Origin of the sequence: Sulfitobacter sp. 15WGC, from assembly GCF_005068605.1 — a bacterium.
Lineage (GTDB): Bacteria > Pseudomonadota > Alphaproteobacteria > Rhodobacterales > Rhodobacteraceae > Sulfitobacter > Sulfitobacter faviae.
In genome coordinates this window covers 1-16,255 of record NZ_SZNL01000013.1, presented here as the reverse complement: position 1 = coordinate 16,255, position 16,255 = coordinate 1, and the positions used below count along the sequence as shown (strand labels likewise).

Annotated in this window: 18 protein-coding genes and 1 pseudogene; 14 read left to right on the top strand and 5 right to left on the bottom strand. The window is 65.1% G+C overall.

The genetic code is table 11. The features are described from left to right. Positions 1 to 23: 23 nt before the first annotated feature. On the top strand, positions 24 to 998 hold the full coding sequence (meaB, locus tag FCK22_RS12235; protein ID WP_067263520.1) for a methylmalonyl Co-A mutase-associated GTPase MeaB: 975 nt from the start codon (positions 24 to 26) through the stop codon (positions 996 to 998). On the opposite strand, the gene FCK22_RS12230 is transcribed toward meaB, so the two are convergent. From FCK22_RS12230 to FCK22_RS12220, 3 genes are all read right to left on the bottom strand, one after another. After that, the gene (locus FCK22_RS12230) at positions 995 to 1,423 is read right to left on the bottom strand and encodes a PACE efflux transporter (RefSeq protein ID WP_067263523.1); all 429 of its coding nucleotides are present in this window, start codon (positions 1,421 to 1,423) and stop codon (positions 995 to 997) included. The genes meaB and FCK22_RS12230 overlap by 4 nt on opposite strands. 106 nt (positions 1,424 to 1,529) lie before the next feature. Beyond that, positions 1,530 to 2,474 carry a tyrosine recombinase XerC gene (locus tag FCK22_RS12225; protein ID WP_197470858.1) on the bottom strand — a complete coding sequence of 315 codons (945 nt, stop codon included), beginning with the start codon at positions 2,472 to 2,474 and terminating at the stop codon, positions 1,530 to 1,532. Beyond that, a complete protein-coding gene (locus FCK22_RS12220) occupies positions 2,471 to 3,178 on the bottom strand; it encodes a DUF484 family protein (protein WP_067263525.1) in 708 nt (235 codons plus the stop codon). The genes FCK22_RS12225 and FCK22_RS12220 overlap by 4 nt, the downstream gene beginning before the upstream one ends. A gap of 271 nt (positions 3,179 to 3,449) precedes the next feature. Between FCK22_RS12220 and FCK22_RS12215 the strand changes: the two genes are divergently transcribed. Continuing rightward, entirely contained in the window at positions 3,450 to 4,370 is a 921-nt protein-coding gene (locus tag FCK22_RS12215; protein WP_136720448.1) for a nitrilase-related carbon-nitrogen hydrolase, read from the top strand. 61 nt (positions 4,371 to 4,431) lie between these two features. Here the strand turns inward: FCK22_RS12215 and fsa are convergent, their stop codons facing one another. After that, entirely contained in the window at positions 4,432 to 5,085 is a 654-nt protein-coding gene (fsa, locus tag FCK22_RS12210; RefSeq protein WP_067263530.1) for a fructose-6-phosphate aldolase, read from the bottom strand. 122 nt (positions 5,086 to 5,207) lie between these two features. Here fsa and FCK22_RS12205 point away from each other — a divergent pair, with 122 nt between their 5' ends. The 4 genes from FCK22_RS12205 (at position 5,208) to FCK22_RS12190 (ending at position 10,503) form a co-directional block, all read left to right on the top strand. Then, a complete protein-coding gene (locus tag FCK22_RS12205) occupies positions 5,208 to 7,397 on the top strand; it encodes a primosomal protein N' (protein ID WP_067263533.1) in 2,190 nt (729 codons plus the stop codon). Positions 7,398 to 7,860: 463 nt separating this feature from the next. After that, positions 7,861 to 9,093 carry an MFS transporter gene (locus FCK22_RS12200; RefSeq protein ID WP_067263535.1) on the top strand — a complete coding sequence of 411 codons (1,233 nt, stop codon included), beginning with the start codon at positions 7,861 to 7,863 and terminating at the stop codon, positions 9,091 to 9,093. Positions 9,094 to 9,175: 82 nt separating this feature from the next. Continuing rightward, the gene (locus FCK22_RS12195) at positions 9,176 to 10,048 is read left to right on the top strand and encodes a 50S ribosomal protein L11 methyltransferase (RefSeq protein ID WP_067263537.1); all 873 of its coding nucleotides are present in this window, start codon (positions 9,176 to 9,178) and stop codon (positions 10,046 to 10,048) included. 110 nt (positions 10,049 to 10,158) lie between these two features. Continuing rightward, positions 10,159 to 10,503: a hypothetical protein gene (locus FCK22_RS12190; protein ID WP_067263539.1), complete on the top strand. Its 345-nt coding sequence runs from the start codon at positions 10,159 to 10,161 to the stop codon at positions 10,501 to 10,503. An 89-nt stretch (positions 10,504 to 10,592) separates the two neighbouring features. On the opposite strand, the gene FCK22_RS12185 is transcribed toward FCK22_RS12190, so the two are convergent. Then, entirely contained in the window at positions 10,593 to 10,811 is a 219-nt protein-coding gene (locus FCK22_RS12185) for a DUF1127 domain-containing protein (RefSeq protein ID WP_067263540.1), read from the bottom strand. A 354-nt stretch (positions 10,812 to 11,165) separates the two neighbouring features. Between FCK22_RS12185 and ruvC the strand changes: the two genes are divergently transcribed. The 8 genes and pseudogenes from ruvC to FCK22_RS12145 all read left to right on the top strand — a co-directional run. After that, complete coding sequence (gene ruvC, locus FCK22_RS12180; RefSeq protein WP_067263543.1) at positions 11,166 to 11,672, top strand: crossover junction endodeoxyribonuclease RuvC; 507 nt, start codon at positions 11,166 to 11,168, stop codon at positions 11,670 to 11,672. Further along, positions 11,669 to 12,346 (top strand): Holliday junction branch migration protein RuvA, encoded by a 678-nt coding sequence (ruvA, locus tag FCK22_RS12175; protein ID WP_067263546.1) that lies wholly within the window; start codon positions 11,669 to 11,671, stop codon positions 12,344 to 12,346. The genes ruvC and ruvA overlap by 4 nt, the downstream gene beginning before the upstream one ends. A gap of 76 nt (positions 12,347 to 12,422) precedes the next feature. Continuing rightward, positions 12,423 to 13,442 (top strand): Holliday junction branch migration DNA helicase RuvB, encoded by a 1,020-nt coding sequence (gene ruvB, locus FCK22_RS12170; protein ID WP_067263549.1) that lies wholly within the window; start codon positions 12,423 to 12,425, stop codon positions 13,440 to 13,442. Positions 13,443 to 13,472: 30 nt separating this feature from the next. After that, positions 13,473 to 14,096 (top strand): hypothetical protein, encoded by a 624-nt coding sequence (locus FCK22_RS12165; protein ID WP_067263567.1) that lies wholly within the window; start codon positions 13,473 to 13,475, stop codon positions 14,094 to 14,096. Next, the gene (locus FCK22_RS12160; protein ID WP_067263551.1) at positions 14,093 to 14,491 is read left to right on the top strand and encodes a YbgC/FadM family acyl-CoA thioesterase; all 399 of its coding nucleotides are present in this window, start codon (positions 14,093 to 14,095) and stop codon (positions 14,489 to 14,491) included. The genes FCK22_RS12165 and FCK22_RS12160 overlap by 4 nt, the downstream gene beginning before the upstream one ends. A gap of 130 nt (positions 14,492 to 14,621) precedes the next feature. Continuing rightward, complete coding sequence (gene tolQ, locus FCK22_RS12155) at positions 14,622 to 15,317, top strand: protein TolQ (protein WP_067263558.1); 696 nt, start codon at positions 14,622 to 14,624, stop codon at positions 15,315 to 15,317. 3 nt (positions 15,318 to 15,320) lie between these two features. Further along, positions 15,321 to 15,794 (top strand): protein TolR, encoded by a 474-nt coding sequence (gene tolR / locus FCK22_RS12150; protein ID WP_067263561.1) that lies wholly within the window; start codon positions 15,321 to 15,323, stop codon positions 15,792 to 15,794. 60 nt (positions 15,795 to 15,854) lie between these two features. Then, a pseudogene (locus FCK22_RS12145) lies at positions 15,855 to 16,255 on the top strand (energy transducer TonB); the annotation flags it as partial.

The following is a 16,255-nucleotide window of genomic DNA, read 5'->3' as shown; positions in this document are numbered from 1 at the left end:
GCCGCCCCCGCAAAAGTTGCCCCATGGATATCGAGACATTGGCCGCAGGCATCATAGCAGGAGAGCGCCGCGCGTTGGCGCGGGCGATCACCTTGGTGGAATCGGGCCGCGCCGATCACCGTGCGGCGGCGGCGGAGCTGCTGGCGAAGCTGCCCACCGACCGGCAGGCGCTGCGCGTCGGGCTGTCGGGCACGCCCGGTGTGGGCAAATCCACCTTCATCGAAAGCTTCGGCATGATGCTGACGGGGCAGGGCAAACGCGTGGCGGTGCTGGCGGTGGACCCCAGTTCGGCGCGCACCGGCGGCTCGATCTTGGGTGACAAGACGCGGATGGACCGGCTGAGCCGTGATCCCAATGCCTTCATCCGGCCTTCGCCCAGCCAGACCCACCTGGGCGGCGTCGCGCGCCGCTCGCGCGAGGCGGTGCGGCTCTGCGAGGCGGCGGGCTTTGACGTGGTGCTGATCGAGACCGTGGGCGTCGGCCAGTCGGAAACCGTGGTGGCCGAGATGTCGGATGCCTTCGTGCTGCTTCTGGCCCCCGCTGGCGGGGACGAGTTGCAGGGCGTGAAACGCGGCATCATGGAGATTGCCGACCTCATCGTCATCAACAAGGCCGACGGCGATCTGAAATCCACCGCCGCCCGCACCCGGGCCGACTATGCCGGTGCCCTGCGCCTTCTGCGCAAGCGCCCGCAGGACCCCGAGGGTTTTCCGCGCGCCACCGCCGTCTCTGCGCTGGAGGAAAACGGGCTGGAGGAGACTTGGGCCGCCTTGCAGGAACTGACCGATTGGCGCCGGAAGAACGGGTTCTGGGACCGTACCCGCGCCGCACAGGCGCGCTATTGGTTCGAGCAAGACGTGAAGCAGCGGCTTTTGGCGCAGCTTGAGACCCCGCAGGCCAAGGACGATCTGACGCGGCTCAGCGATGCCGTGGCCGATGGGGCGCGTGATCCTGCGGAAGCGGCGGCGGAATTCGTCCGCCGCCTCAGGGCAGATTAAGACGCGTTTGCGGGTTCCGAGACGGGGAAGAGCACGTCGTAGATCCAGTTAAAGACGAAGGCGTAGATCAGGTAAAACACCGCCAAGGACACGTCGATCAAGAAGGCTTCGCGCAGAGAAATCTCTAGATACCACGCGATGAAGGGCAAGAGCACAAAGAGCAGCCCGATCTCGAAACTCACGGCATGAAGCACGCGGATCGGCACCGTCTTTTTCACCGTGCCGCGCAACCGACGCAGGGCGTGGTCGAAGCCGAGGTTGTAGACATAGTTCCACCCCGTCGCGATGCTGGCGCTGACCACAGCGACGACGCCGATATGGCCGATGGGCTTGTCAAAGAGCCAAGCACTGGCGGGGGTGACGATCAGCAGGGCGATGATCTCAAAACTGAGGGCGTGGCGGATGCGGTCTGCGGTGCTGCGCATGGGGTGGTCCCGGTATTGGTCGGGTCGTCCCGAGTGGCTGCCCAAATGGGGGAGGTCGTCCTCGCTTGGGGCCAATATGGCGATTGACGCGCGGGGTGCAAGGGGCTCAGCGGCCCGCCTTGGGATGGGCGTTGTTATAGGCCTCCATCAGCCGCGCGGTATCGACGGCGGTATAGGCCTGCGTGGTCGAGAGCGAGGCATGGCCCAGAAGCTCTTGGATGGCGCGCAGATCGCCGCCCGCGTCCAGCAGATGGGTGGCAAAGCTGTGGCGCATGGCGTGGGGCGTGGCGCTGGCGGGCAGGCCGAGTTGCATCCGCGCATCGGCCATCACCTGCGCCACGGCGCGCGCGCCCAAGCCACCGCCGCGGATGGCGCGAAACAGCGGGGCCTGCGCCTCACGCGGGTGCGGGCAGAGGGCGAGGTAGTCTTCGACCGCGGCGCGGGCGGCGGGCAAGACCGGCACGACACGTTCCTTCCCGCCTTTGCCAAGGATGCGCAGGCTGGCAGGCAGGGGCGCATCGCCGCCTTTCAGCGCCAGCGCCTCGGAAATCCGCAGCCCGCAGCCCCAGAGCAGGGTCAGCACCGCCACGTCCCGCGCCGCGGCCCATGGGGCGCGGGCTTGGGTCTCGACACAGTCGATCAGCGCACGCGCGGCGTCTTCGGCCAGCGGGCGGGGCAGTTTCTTGGTGAACTTGGGCGACCGGGCGAGCAGAACGGCAGTGGGCTCGAACCCCTCCCGCTCGGCCAGCCAGCGGTAAAAGGCTTTCACCGCCGAGAGTTTTCGCGCGACCGACCGTGACCCCGCCCCGCCGCTGCGGGTGCTGGCCATCCATGCGCGCATATCGCTGATGGTGATTTTCGCCAGCGCCCCCAGACCTTGGGTCTCGCCCTTATGCAGCGTCATGAAAGTGAGGAATTCGGTCACATCGCCCCGGTAGGCGATGATCGTATTTTCGGCCGCATCCTTCAGCGCGCTTTGGTGTTCTAACCACGTCTGAAGCGCGTCCCGCGCGGCGGGACTGATCAGCAGCGGATTTGCCTTCTCGCTCAAGACAGCCAGCGGCGCATGGAGCGCTCCAGCACGCCGGTAAAGAAGGTGAGCAGATCGGTGCCCTGTTGCGGGCCGAACATATGCGGGTCTTCGGCGCCCATGACCAACAGGCCGGGCAGCCGTCCGGGGCCGAAATCAAGCTTGAGACAAGCCTCGGACCGGATCCACCCCGCCTTGCTGCCATAGAGCGCTTCGGATCCGTCTTGCAGCGCGCGCAGGGTCACCTGCCGCACCATGCCGCCGCGCCCTTGGCTGAGGTAGTCGTCGATGAACCCCGGTTCGGCCACGCTCAGCACATCGCCCAAGCGCTGCACCGCCGGGTCATTGTCGTTCTGAGTGGATTCCAACACCAGCCGCACCGCATCGACGCGCAGGATATCGGCCACTTCGCCGCCGAGATCGCGCAGGAAGGTCTCGAACTCCACCGGGTCGAGCATGCGCAGGATGGCGCGGTGGATCTGATTGGTCCCGGCAAGGTTTTCATAGGCCGCCGCGATGACGCTGCGGTGTGTGTCCTCCAGCCGGTCGAGACGGGTTTCCAGCCGCTCCATCGCGATGCCGCGCAGATCGACGATATTGCCGCCCATGGCCTTTTCATTCGCCGCAATCAGCGCCTGCATCACGTCGCTGTCGTCAAGAATGACGTCGGGCGCTGAGATGATCGCCTCCCGCAGGGCGTCGTCGATTTTGGGGCTGCTGCTCATGGGCGTCTCTTTTTGATTTGCGGTGTCATAGCATGCTGGGGCGTCAAGATCTGCCCCCAATTGGTCACGGGTCCTGCCGCCTGCGGTCTTTGTTGCCGCCTTGCGTCAGGCCGGGATGTAGAACGAAGCCCGGCGGAACAAAAGCGGCGCAGACGTGTTGGCCCCGGTCGACGCGCGGATTTCAGCCGTAGGGCCGCGCGTGCCTGATCGAAGCCTGCCGCATATCCCCGGATGCGGTGGAACAGGTCCTTGCCGGGAGAGGAAATCTTACATGGAACATGTCTCTGTCGATCTTTGGGCCGCCAACCTTCAGGTCGCGCCGGACTCACTGCAAAGCTGGCTCGCCAGTGTCGAGACGCGCCTGCAACAGGCCGCCGCGCGCGAGGCACAGCTTTTGGTAATGCCCGAGTTCTGCTGCGCGCAGTGGCTGAGTTTCGCCCCCGCCGACTTGCCTGCGGAAGAGCAGCTTGGCTGGCTCGCGCAGACCGCCACGCTGGCGCTTGACCCAATGCGGTGCATGGTTGAGCAAATTGGCGTGGCCCTGCTGCCCGGCACCTTTCCCGTGGCCTTCCCTTCGGTCGATGCGCCCGAAGGTTACCTTAATCAAGCGTGGTTCCTGACCCCCGATGGCGGGCTGCAAGTGCAGAACAAACTGAGCCTGACCCCGCTTGAGGCGAATGGCGCCAGCGGCGTGACCATCGCGGGCACGGGGATCAATCTGTTCGAGTGGAACGGTTTGCGCTGTGTCATCGCGATCTGTCTCGATGCGGAATATACCGCGCTCTGGTCCAAACTGGGGGAGTTGAACCTCGATCTGGTGATCATTCCCGCCAAGACCGACATGATCACCGGCTATAACCGCGTGTTCAGTTGCGCACGGGCGCGGGCGATCGAATTGCAGACCGCCGTTTGCTGTGTCGGCGCAGTGGGCGCGCCGCTGACCCCGTGGCAGCAGGATACCGGCGTGGGCGGGGCGAGCGTCTATTTGCCCTGCGACGTTTCGGTGGCTTTGGACGGAATGCATGCGGCCCTGCCGCCTCAGACAGCGGCGCAGGGCATGGATTTGGTCTTGCAAGCTCCGCCAATTCCCGTGGGACAGTGCCGCCGCATCCGCGCGGGTGCTGCAGAGGCCGAGGTGCGCCCGGGCCTGTGGTCGGGCGATCACCTGACGGTCGAAGGGAACGCGGCCTAAGGCAAAGAAAAACCCCCTCCGCCACGGGCGGAAGGGGTTTGATGTTCGCAGGTAGGCTGGATCAGAGGATGTTCTGACCGGTCTTTTTCCAATCGGCCATGAACTGCTCCAGCCCCTTGTCGGTCAGCGGATGCGCGGCCAGTTTTTTGATCACCTCGGGCGGCGCTGTCATCACGTCTGCACCGATGCGTGCGGCGTCCAGAATGTGGTTCACGCTGCGGATGGAGGCGGCGAGGATCTGCGTCTCGAAACCGTAGTTGTCATAGATGGTGCGGATGTCTTGGATCAGGTCCATGCCATCGAGGTTAATGTCGTCAAGGCGCCCGATGAAGGGCGAGATGAAAGTCGCGCCCGCCTTGGCCGCGATCAACGCTTGGTTCGCCGAGAAGCAGAGTGTCACGTTGATCATGTGACCTTCGCCCGACAGAACCTTACAGGCTTTCAGCCCGTCCCATGTCAGCGGCAGTTTGATGGTGATGTTGTCGGCGATCTCGGCCAGTTTGCGGCCTTCGGCGATCATCGCGTCGGCTTCCAGCGCCACGACTTCGGCGGAAACAGGGCCATCGACGAGGTCACAAATCTCTTTGGTGACTTCAAGGATATTGCGGCCCGATTTCAGGATGAGGGAGGGGTTGGTGGTCACGCCGTCGACCATGCCAAGGTCATTGAGTTCGGCAATGGCGTCGATCTCGGCTGTATCTACGAAGAATTTCATGGGCTTTCCTTCCGGGTTGGAATGTGATCGCTATCGGGTCAATTCGTTGCCTTGGCTTTACCGCATGATCTGCGATGCTTAAAGCCTCAATTCCCCCAAGCGACACGGAGCATGCGGCAGGTATGGCTGAATTCTACCACCATGGTGAGTTGTTGTCGGTGATGACCACCCAGCCTTTGGGCCGCGCTTTGGATTATCGCGCGCCCGAGGGCGGTTGTTATGCAGGGGCCTTTGTCGAGGTGCCGTTGGGGCCGCGCAAGGTGATGGGTGTGGTCTGGGGGCCGGGGGCCGGGGACTGCGACATCAACAAGGTGCGCCATGTGATCCGGGTGCTCGACGCGCCGCCGATGCGCGAGGAGATGCGCGAGTTTCTGCTGCGCGCGGCGGCATATACGCTCACCCCGCTGCCTGCGATGCTGCGGCTCGCCACCCGAGCGCCGGGCCTGGGCGATCCGCCTTCGATGCGCAAAATCTACCGCGCCGGGGACGGTGTACCGTCGCGGATGACCGATGCGCGGCAAAGGGTCATGGCGGTGCTGGAGGAATATGGCGATCTGGCCTTCACGCTGAAGGAGTTGTCGGAGATGGCCGGGGTGACGTCCTCGGTGGTGAAGGGCCTCGTCGACCAAGGCGCCGTGCGCGAGGAGGAAAGCCCCCGCGACCTGCCGTTCCGGCGGCTTGATCCATCCTTGCCCGGCAAGGCACTGACCGAGGATCAGGCCAAGGCCGCCGCGGTTTTGCGCGAGGGGATCAAATCTGAGACCTACGGCACGACGCTTTTGCGCGGGGTTACCGGTTCGGGCAAGACGGAGGTCTATCTCGAAGCCGTGGCGGCGGCGGTGCAGGCGGGGCGGCAGGCGCTGGTGCTCTTGCCTGAGATCGCGCTGACCGAGCAGTTCCTCGAACGGGTCGAAGAGCGTTTCGGCGCCAATCCCGCCGAGTGGCATTCCGGCGTGACGATGACCGAGCGCCGCCGGATCTGGCGCATGGTGGGCGAGGGCAACGCGCAGCTGGTGATCGGCGCGCGTTCGGCGCTGTTCCTGCCGTTCCAGAACCTCGGGCTGATCGTCGTGGATGAGGAACACGACACGTCCTACAAGCAGGAGGACGGGGTGCTCTACAACGCGCGGGACATGGCGGTGCTGCGCGCCTCGATCTGCGGCGCACAGGTGGTGCTGGCGAGCGCCACGCCGAGCCTCGAAACATGGGCCAATGCCGAGGCCGGGAAATACCGGCGGCTGGAACTGACCTCCCGTTTCGGCCCGGCCGTGATGCCACAGATGGGCGCGATCGACATGCGGCAGGCGGGATTGCCCGGGGACAAGTGGATTTCGGGCGAGATGAAACGTGAGGTCGACGCGCGGCTGGCGCGCGGCGAACAGGCGATGCTCTTCATCAACCGCCGCGGCTATGCGCCGGTGACGCTCTGCCGTGCCTGCGGCGAGCAGATCGGCTGCGACCAATGCGATGCGCGGATGGTCGAACACCGCTTTCTCAAGCGCCTCGTCTGCCACCAATGCGGCGAGAGCAAGCCAATGCCCGAGGCCTGCCCCTCCTGTAAGGTCGAGGGCAAGCTCGCGCCCGTGGGGCCGGGGGTGGAGCGGCTGGGCGAAGAAGCGGCGGCACTCTGGCCCGAGGCGCGGATCGCGACGCTGAGCTCGGACATGTACGGCTCGGCGCGGGCGCTGAAAGCCGAGATCGCGGGCATCGCCGAGGGGGCGGCGGATATCATCATCGGCACGCAGCTGGTGGCAAAGGGGCATAACTTCCCGAAGCTGACGTTGGTGGGGGTGATCGACGCCGATCTCGGCCTCACCGGGTCGGACCTGCGCGCGGCGGAGCGGACGTTCCAACTGATGCGGCAGGTGGCGGGGCGTGCGGGCCGGGCCGAGGCGCCGGGCGCGGCCCTGTTGCAGACCTATCAGCCCGAGCACCCGGTGATCCGGGCGATCTTGGCGGGTGAGGAGGAGGCCTTCTGGGCCGCCGAGGCCGGAGAGCGGCGGCAAGCCGGGGTGCCGCCCTATGGGCGCATGGCGGGGATCATCCTCAGCGGCAGCGACGCGGCGGCGGTCTTTGATCTGGGCAACCATCTTGCGCGGCATGACGGGCCTTTGCGTGCCGTGGGGGCGCAGGTTTTCGGCCCTGCGCCCGCGCCGATCGCCCGGGTGCGGGGGCGGCATCGGGTGCGGCTGTTGGTGAAGGCGGACAAGGGCGTGGCGTTGCAGGAGGCGCTGGGCCGCTGGGTCGGCGGGCTGCGGCTCAAGGGGGACTTACGGCTGGCGGTGGATATCGATCCGCAGAGTTTTTATTGAGGCTTTAGCTATTGCAGGACGAGGGCCAGCGTCTGCCCGCGGGTTGGCGATGCAAAGCTAGGCTCGTGCCACTTTATGGCTCAGCCGTGATGTGCCTTCGCGAGGTCGCACCAGCCTTACCAAATCGCCTACCCGGGGGGGCGGGCAGGCGATGGCCCGGCGCCTGCGGCTTGTCCCGGGCCGGGTGCAATTCTGGTGCGGTATGCGCTCTATATCCCGCATCTCCATCGCCTCGCGCGCAACAGCCCGGAAGCAAGGCCGAAGGCCGCCGGGCAGCGCCAGATCGTCCAATGTCTGGCGCTTTTGCGATCGGAGTGGCTTGCGCATGTTTCATATGAGTTGCTACCATAAAGTGCCCACCTGAAAGGTCATTTGCGCCAGCCCCCGGTCTGTCGCTGCCCGGCTCCGGGGCCGTATGTCCTTTTCTCTCGCCATCCCCGGGCCTTGGGCGTAATGAAATCCCATGACCCGTTTCATCACCCTCGAAGAGGCCAAGCGCCTGCCGTTCTGGCGCCGCCCCGTGGCCCTGCTGTTCCTCATGGCGTTGGCCATGCCGATTGCTTTCAACACATGGTCGGCGCTGCTGAATAACTTCGTCATCGAGGTCGCCGATTTCGACGGCTCCGACATCGGGCTGCTGCATACGGTGCGCGAGATCCCGGGCTTCTTCGCCATCGGTGTCATCGCCATCCTGCTCTTCGTGCGCGAACAGGTTCTGGGGCTGGTCTCGCTTGCGCTTCTGGGCGCGGCCACGGCGGTCACGGCCTATTTCCCCTCCATGGGCGGTATCCTGACGATTACCATGTTCAGCTCCATCGGGTTTCACTACTACGAAACGGTGAACCAGTCGCTGCAACTGCAATGGCTGAAGATCGAGGACGCCCCTCGGATGATCGGCTGGCTCATGGCCGCGGGCTCGCTGGCCACGCTGGTGGCCTATCTCGCGATCATGGCGTTGTGGGAGACGCTGAGCCTTAGCTACGACATCGTCTATATGATCGGCGGCGGCGTCACCGTCGCCATCGCACTCACCGCCATGCTGGCCTATCCGCAGTTCGAGGCGCCCACGGTGCAGAACAAGAAAATGGTGCTGCGCCGCCGCTACTGGCTCTATTACGCGCTGCAATTCATGTCCGGCGCGCGGCGGCAGATCTTCGTGGTCTTCGCGGGCTTCATGATGGTCGAACGCTTCGGCTTTGAGGTGCATGAGATCACCATGCTCTACCTCATCAACCTTGTCGCCAATATGCTCTTTGCACCGCTGATGGGCCGCGCGGTGGGCCATTTCGGCGAACGCCGGACCTTGGCGGTGGAATACATCGGGCTGATCTTGGTCTTTCTGGCCTATGGCGGGGTCTACTACCTCGGCTGGGGCGTGGTGATCGCGGCAGCGCTTTACGTGCTCGACCACATGTTCTTCGCCCTCGCACTGGCGCTAAAAACCTACTTCCAGAAGATCGCGGACCCCGCGGATATCGCGCCCACGGCGGCGGTGGCTTTCACCATCAACCATATCGCCGCGGTCTTCCTGCCGGTGCTCTTGGGGCTCTTGTGGTTGGCCTCTCCGGCGGCGGTGTTCTTCCTTGCGGCTGGCATGGCGGCGGTGTCTTTGATGCTGTCGCTGCTGATCCCGCGCCACCCCGCGCCGGGGCATGAGACGATCTTTCAACCTGTCGTGCCGCAGGCCGCCGAATAAGGTGCGAAACCCGGCATGGCTTGACCCGGCGCGCGCGCGGCCCTAGGCGAAACGCAACCGCACCGCAGCAAAGGACCGCGCCATGCCCACTTTCACCGCCCTGACCACCCTCGAAGGCCGCGACCCCGCCTATGCTCTGGGCGAGGCGATGGAGCGGCTCACCCCCGAACCCACCGGCGTGGGCGTTTTCGAGGTCGAGGACGGCTCGGGCCTGTGGGAAGTCGGCGGCTACTTCGAAGAAGCGCCCGATACCGCAGCACTTGCCGTGCTGGCCAAGGCGATGGGCGCCAAGGAATTCACCGTCTCCGAACTGCCCGAGACCGACTGGGTCGCCCATGTCCGGCGCGAGCTGGCACCGGTGGAGGCAGGCCGCTTTTTCGTCTACGGCAGCCATGACGCGGACAAGGTGCCCGAAGACTGCGAGCCGCTGCTGATCGAGGCCGCCATGGCCTTCGGCACCGGCCACCACGGCACCACCTTGGGCTGCCTCAGAGCGCTCGACCGGCTGGCAAACGAGGGGTTCCACGGCAAGAACGTCGCCGACATCGGCTGCGGCACCGCGGTGCTGGCGATGGCCGCTGCGCGCATCTGGCCTGAGCCGGTCCTGGCGAGCGACATCGACGAGGTCGCGGTCGAGGTGGCGCAGGCTAATGTCGATGCCAACGGCCTTACGGGCCGCGTGACCTGCGTCGAGGCGGCGGGCTTCGACCACCCCGCGCTGGCCGAGGCCGCCCCCTTCGATCTGGTCTTCGCCAACATCCTCAAAGGTCCGTTGGTGGCACTGGCCCCCGACATGGCGGCGGCGCTGCAACCCGGTGGCTATGCGATTCTCTCCGGCCTGCTAAACGAACAGGCGGAAGAGGTGATCGAGGTTTATGCACGATCCGGCATCAATCTGACCCACCGCGAGAGCATTGGTGACTGGACGACACTAACGCTTCAAACGAAAGTATAATTCACGCCTCATTTTCGTTGCATTCGACCCTTTTGCCGCTTTGTTGCCACATTTGGACTTTATTCAAATTGGCAGCAAACGGTGGGGGCCGGATTGCTACGGAGGCTGTGATGGCTGAAGGACACGCTCAATTCGCGAAACGGATCGAACTTCTGGGGCGCAAGCATCGGAAGCTGGAACGAGGATATGTCACCCGCGTCGGACGCGATGGGTTGATCTCTGTCTTGCCGAAACGCGCCCGCCGGGGTTTCCCGGTGACAGGTCTTTTCCTGATCGTTCTGGTGTTTTTCGGCTTCAAAGCCTTCACCCTCGCCGCGATTGGCCCGGTGACCTATAACGAGCGTCTCTCGCGCCTCGCCAATGGGTCGAACCTTGAGCAGATCGGCGCCAAGATGATGGCCATCGACCCGGTGACCCAGACATTGGCGGAGCTGACCGGCCCGATCATGCGGTAACGTGGCGCCGCCCCTCGCGTAAAGAAAAAGCCGTAGCGGAGGCTCTCCGCTACGGCTTTTCTAATGGGGCTGGTGCTTATCCCGTAGGGTCAACGCACGAAGTGGTTCAGCGCCACAAGGTCAATGTCGCCCCGGATCAAGCCGATGTCTTGCAACTCGAGATCGGTCAGGTCCGACAGCGCCTTGCGGGTGGCGCGGCTGTCTTGCCAAGCCTCAACCGCAGCGAAGAAGGCGCCGAAAAAGCCAAGGATGCGCGTGACGGCCGAGGGGGAGCCGTAAGCGGTGCGGGTGGTGTCGAAAGCTGCCATGGGGCCGTCCTTTGTTTGATCTCAGGTTGCGCCGGCAGGGGGGCGGGCTGGCCTTCCTTACCGAACGGAATTTTCGGCAAGTATGCCCGAAATTCGCCCCGCGCAATCCCTCAAAAACGACAGTGAGGCTTGCGTTTTTTGCATGGGTCGATAAAAGGGTTAACCCACTATCATTACGGGAAAAATTCACTGCCCAGCATGTCGGTTTTGAACCATGGAGAGGCGCAATTCGACACCGCGGTTCAAAAGCGACAGAGCGCCTGTCGCAAAGCGCCCGCCACGCATCAGGGCTTTGCGATGTTCGCCTTTCGTGCTAGTGCACCAAAAAAGCAACAATTTTATCGAGGGGCAGAGATGATACGGGTGATCGGCATAGATCCGGGGCTGCGCAATCTGGGCTGGGGCGTGATCGACGTCTCGGGCAGCCGAATCGCCCATGTGGCCAATGGCATCTGTCACTCCGAAGGCGACGACCTTGGCGCGCGGCTCTTGTCCTTGCATGGGCAGCTTACACGCGTGCTGACGGCATGGCGGCCCCAAGCGGCAGCGGTTGAGCAGACCTTCGTGAACAAGGACGGGGCCGGGACGCTGAAACTGGGGCAGGCGCGGGGCATCGCCATGCTGGTGCCCGCGCAGTTTGGTTTGACGGTGGGCGAATATGCCCCCAACAAGGTCAAGAAAACCGTGGTCGGCGTCGGCCATGCGGATAAGGGACAGGTGGCGCATATGGTCAAGATGCAGATGCCGGGGATCGAGATTGCCGGGCCGGATGCCGCCGACGCGCTGGCCATCGCGATCTGCCACGCGCATCACGGCGGCGCCAGCACCTTGGCCCAAGCGGTGGCGAGGGCAAGCGCATGATCGGCAAGCTTTCGGGCCGCATCGACTACCGCGCGGCAGATCACGTGCTGATCGACGTGCGCGGGGTGGGTTACCTCGTCTATGTCTCCGACCGGACCATGGCAGCACTCCCGGGCGTGGGCGAGGCGGTGGCGCTTTATACCGACCTTGTGGTGCGCGAGGACCTGATGCAGCTTTTCGGCTTCCAGACGCTGGTGGAGAAGGAATGGCACCGGCTGCTCACCTCGGTGCAGGGGGTGGGGGCCAAAGCCTCGCTCGCGATCCTCGGCACGCTGGGGCCGGATGGCGTGAGCCGCGCCATCGCGCTTGGTGACTGGAACGCGGTGAAGGCCGCCAAGGGCATCGGCCCGAAGATCGCGCAGCGCGTGGTGCTGGACCTCAAGGACAAGGCGCCCGGCGTCATGGCGATGACCGGCACGGTGGCCGACGCCATGGGCGAGACTGAGGCCGCCGCCGACGAGGCGGTGATCGAGGCCGCCGCCCCGCGCCCCGCACCGAAACCTGCCGCCCCCAATGCCTCTGCCCAGTCCGAGGCGCTCTCGGCGCTTGGCAACCTCGGCTATGCGCCGGGCGATGCGGCGGGCGCCGTGGCGCAGGCGGCGGGCGAGACGCCCGAGGCCGATACCAAGGCGCTCATTCGCGCGGCGCTCAAGCTGCTGGCGCCGAAGGGGTGAGCGCGAATGCGCCCGGCGGCATGTGCGTGAACCTTCCGCTGGAAGAACCACGCACCCTACGGCATAACGAGGCCCTATGACCGACATCGACCCCACCGTGCGGCCCGACCCGCTGCCCGAAGACACCGACCGCGCGCTGCGGCCGCAAATGCTTGGCGAATTCGTTGGGCAGGCAGAGGCGCGGGCGAACCTGTCGGTCTTCATCCAGTCGGCCCGCCAGCGCGGCGAGGCGATGGATCACACGCTGTTTCACGGGCCGCCGGGCTTGGGCAAGACGACACTGGCGCAGATCATGGCGCGCGAGCTTGGCGTGGGCTTTCGCATGACCTCCGGCCCGGTGCTGGCCAAGGCCGGTGACCTTGCCGCGATCCTCACCAATCTCGAGGCGCGCGACGTGCTGTTTATTGACGAGATCCACCGGCTGAACGCCTCGGTCGAAGAGGTGCTCTACCCGGCGATGGAGGATTTCGAGCTTGATCTGGTGATCGGCGAAGGCCCCGCCGCGCGCACCGTGCGGATCGAGTTGCAGCCCTTCACGCTGGTCGGGGCCACTACGCGCATGGGGCTTCTGACCACGCCGCTGCGCGACCGGTTCGGCATCCCGACGCGGCTACAGTTCTACACCGAGGACGAGCTTTACATCATCGTCGACCGCAACGCGCGCAAGCTGGGTGCCCCGGCGGACGAAGGCGGCGCGCGCGAGATCGCCAAACGCGCCCGCGGCACGCCGCGCATCGCCGGGCGCCTGTTGCGCCGGGTGGTGGATTTCGCCGTGGTCGAGGGCGATGGTCGCGTGACGCGCGAGTTGGCGGATATGGCGCTGACGCGGCTCGGGGTCGATCACCTCGGCCTCGACGGGGCCGACCGACGCTACCTGAGGCTGATGGCTGAGAATTATCAGGGCGGCCCGGTGGGGATCGAGACGCTTTCGGCTGCGCTTTCGGAAAGCCGCGATGCGCTGGAGGAGGTCATCGAGCCGTTCCTGTTGCAGCAGGGGCTGATCCAGCGTACCCCGCGCGGCAGGATGTTGGCCGCCAAGGCGTGGAGCCATCTCGGGCTTGCCGCGCCCAGAGGGCAGAGCGACCTTTTCGGCTGACGTTTCGGAGCGAAGGTAGACCAGATGACGATGACCGCAGAGCAGATCGAGACCCTTTTCACCCGCCGCGACGGGCAGTTCGCCTTTGCCCGCTGGGGCCGCCCCATCGCCCCCGTGGCCTTTGGGATCGAGGAAGAGGCGCTGCCGGTGGTGAAAGGCGCGCTCGAAGCGGTGGCCAAGCTTGCCGGTCACGACATGGCCGAAACCGACCCGGAGTTGGGCAGCAACCTGATGATGTTCTTCTTCGCCGATTGGGCTGAACTGCTCGACGTGCCGGGGATGGAGGGGCTGGTGCCGGACCTCGCCGCACAGGTCGAGCGGTTGCAGGCGGCGGGAGCGAACCAATACCGCTTTTTTCGCTTTGAGGAGAACGGCGCGATCAAGGCGGCTTTCGTCTTCCTGCGCATGGACGAGAGCCTGCAAGATATGTCCGCGCAGGTGCTGGCGCTGAGCCAAGCGGTGCAGGTCATCCTCTTGTGGTCCGAAGATGCCTTTCAAGAGCAATCCCCACTGGCGATGGCCGATGACGCGCTGGTGCTGCGCCCCGAGGTCGCGGATGTGATCCGCGCCGCCTATGACCCGGTGATGCCGCCCGCCGCCAATGATGCGAGCCATGCGCTGCGCCTTGCCGCGCGGGTGCAGGTGGCATCATGAGCCATAGTTTTCCGGTCCGCATCTTCTATGAAGACACCGATATGGCGGGCGTCGTCTATTACGCCAACTACCTGCGCTATATCGAGCGGGCGCGGTCGGATATCGTCGAACAGATCGGCCTTGATCAACGTGCCATGCGCGAGGAGGGGCTGGTCTTTGTCGTGACGCGGGTAGAGGCGGATTACCTCGGCGCCGCGCGCTTTGGCGACCGGCTGGAGGTGCAGACGACCCATCAGGCCGAAGGGCCCGTGCGTTGGGTGTTCGACCAAGACGTGCTACGCGATGGCAAGGTCATCTTTCGCGCCAAAGTTACCGCCGTTTGCATGACGACGGGCGGAAAACCCACGCGGCTGCCAGCGAAACTCCGCCTGTCGGACGGCGATCCGGCGCGGTGATACCATAATTCTGGCAATCTAGGTTGCAGTCCGTTAGCTTTGCTCCAAATTGAGGCCGGAAAATAGGGCCCAGAGATAGAACCCAGAGGCAGAATGCCCCGAAGGGGCGGCAGTAAAAGAGCATAGTTAAATGGAAGCAGAGACGCTGGCATTGGCACAGGGGATCGATTTCTCCCTGTGGGGTCTGTTCGCGAAGGCGACGGTCACGGTCAAACTTGTAATGATCATGCTGATCGGGGCCTCTTTCTGGTCGTGGTCGATCATCATTCAGAAAACCATCCAATACCGCAAAGCCCGTGCAGAGGCAGCGCAGTTCGATCGGGCCTTCTGGTCGGGTGAACCGCTCGACGGTCTTTTTGACACCATTGGCGCCGATCCCGATGGGCCGTCGGAAAAGATCTTCGCCGCCGGCATGTCGGAATGGCGCCGCTCGCACCGCGAGGACGGTGCGCTGATCCCCGGTGCCACGGCGCGCATCGACCGGTCTATGGACGTGGCCATCGCCAAGGAGGCAGAGCGTCTGCAAAAGGGGCTGCCGGTGCTGGCGACCGTGGGCTCTACTGCGCCCTTCGTTGGCCTCTTCGGCACCGTCTTCGGCATCATGAACTCTTTCATCGAGATCGCGGCCCAGCAGAACACCAACCTCGCCGTCGTGGCCCCGGGCATCGCCGAGGCACTTCTGGCGACCGGCATCGGCCTTCTGGCCGCGATCCCGGCGGTGGTTTTCTACAACAAGCTGAGCGCCGACAGTGATGGGATCCTCGGCACCTACGAGGCCTTCTCGGACGAATTCGCCACCATCCTCAGCCGCCAGTTGGACAGCTAAGCCATGGGTGCGGGTGTCATGAAAAAGCAAGGCGGCAAGGGGCGGCGGCGGGGCCGCGCCCAGCCGATGGCTGAGATCAACGTCACGCCCTTCGTGGACGTGATGCTGGTGCTGCTGATCATCTTCATGGTCGCGGCCCCGCTTTTGACCGTCGGCGTGCCGGTGGAACTGCCCAAGACCGCCGCCACGGCCCTGCCGGCTGAGCAGGAAGAGCCGCTGACCGTCACCGTCACCGCCCAAGGGGCGGTGCAGATCCAGACCACCGACACGCCGCGCGACCAGCTGGTGACCAAGCTGCGCGCCATCGCGTCCGAGCGGGCCAGCGACCGGGTGTTCCTGCGCGCCGACGGCAAAGTGCCCTATGCGCAGGTCATGGAGGTCATGGGCGCGCTCAACGCGGGCGGATTTTCCAACATCGGTCTGGTGACCGACATCGGCGGCCCGGCGATGGACGGCAGCGACACGTCGGGTGGCTGAGCGGTGCATACCGGGCATTACATATCAGGTGCCGGGCATCTGGGTCTTATCGGCTGGCTTTTGTTCGGGAACATCTTCACCTCCGAGCCGGACCCGGTCGAGATGACCGAGGTTTCGGTGATCTCGGCGGCGGAATATGACGCGCTGGTCGCGGCCCAGCAGCCGCCTGCCTCGACCACCGAGGTGGCCCAGCCCGCATTGCCCGCGCCGAGTGAGGAGGCGCCCGAGGTCACCGCCGAGCCGGATGCCGCGATCGAACAGCCCGAGCCGGTGCAGACCGAGACCCCGCCCGAGGACAGGCCGCCCGAGGTGACGGAGCTGGAACTGCCGCCACAGACCGAAGTGGACGACAGCGCGCCCGAACTGAACGAACCCATCGGCGACACAGCCGTGCTGGTGCCCGAGATCGCCCCCGAGGCCCGCCCCCGCGAGGCCCCGCGCGTGGCGCCCGAGCCCGTGGC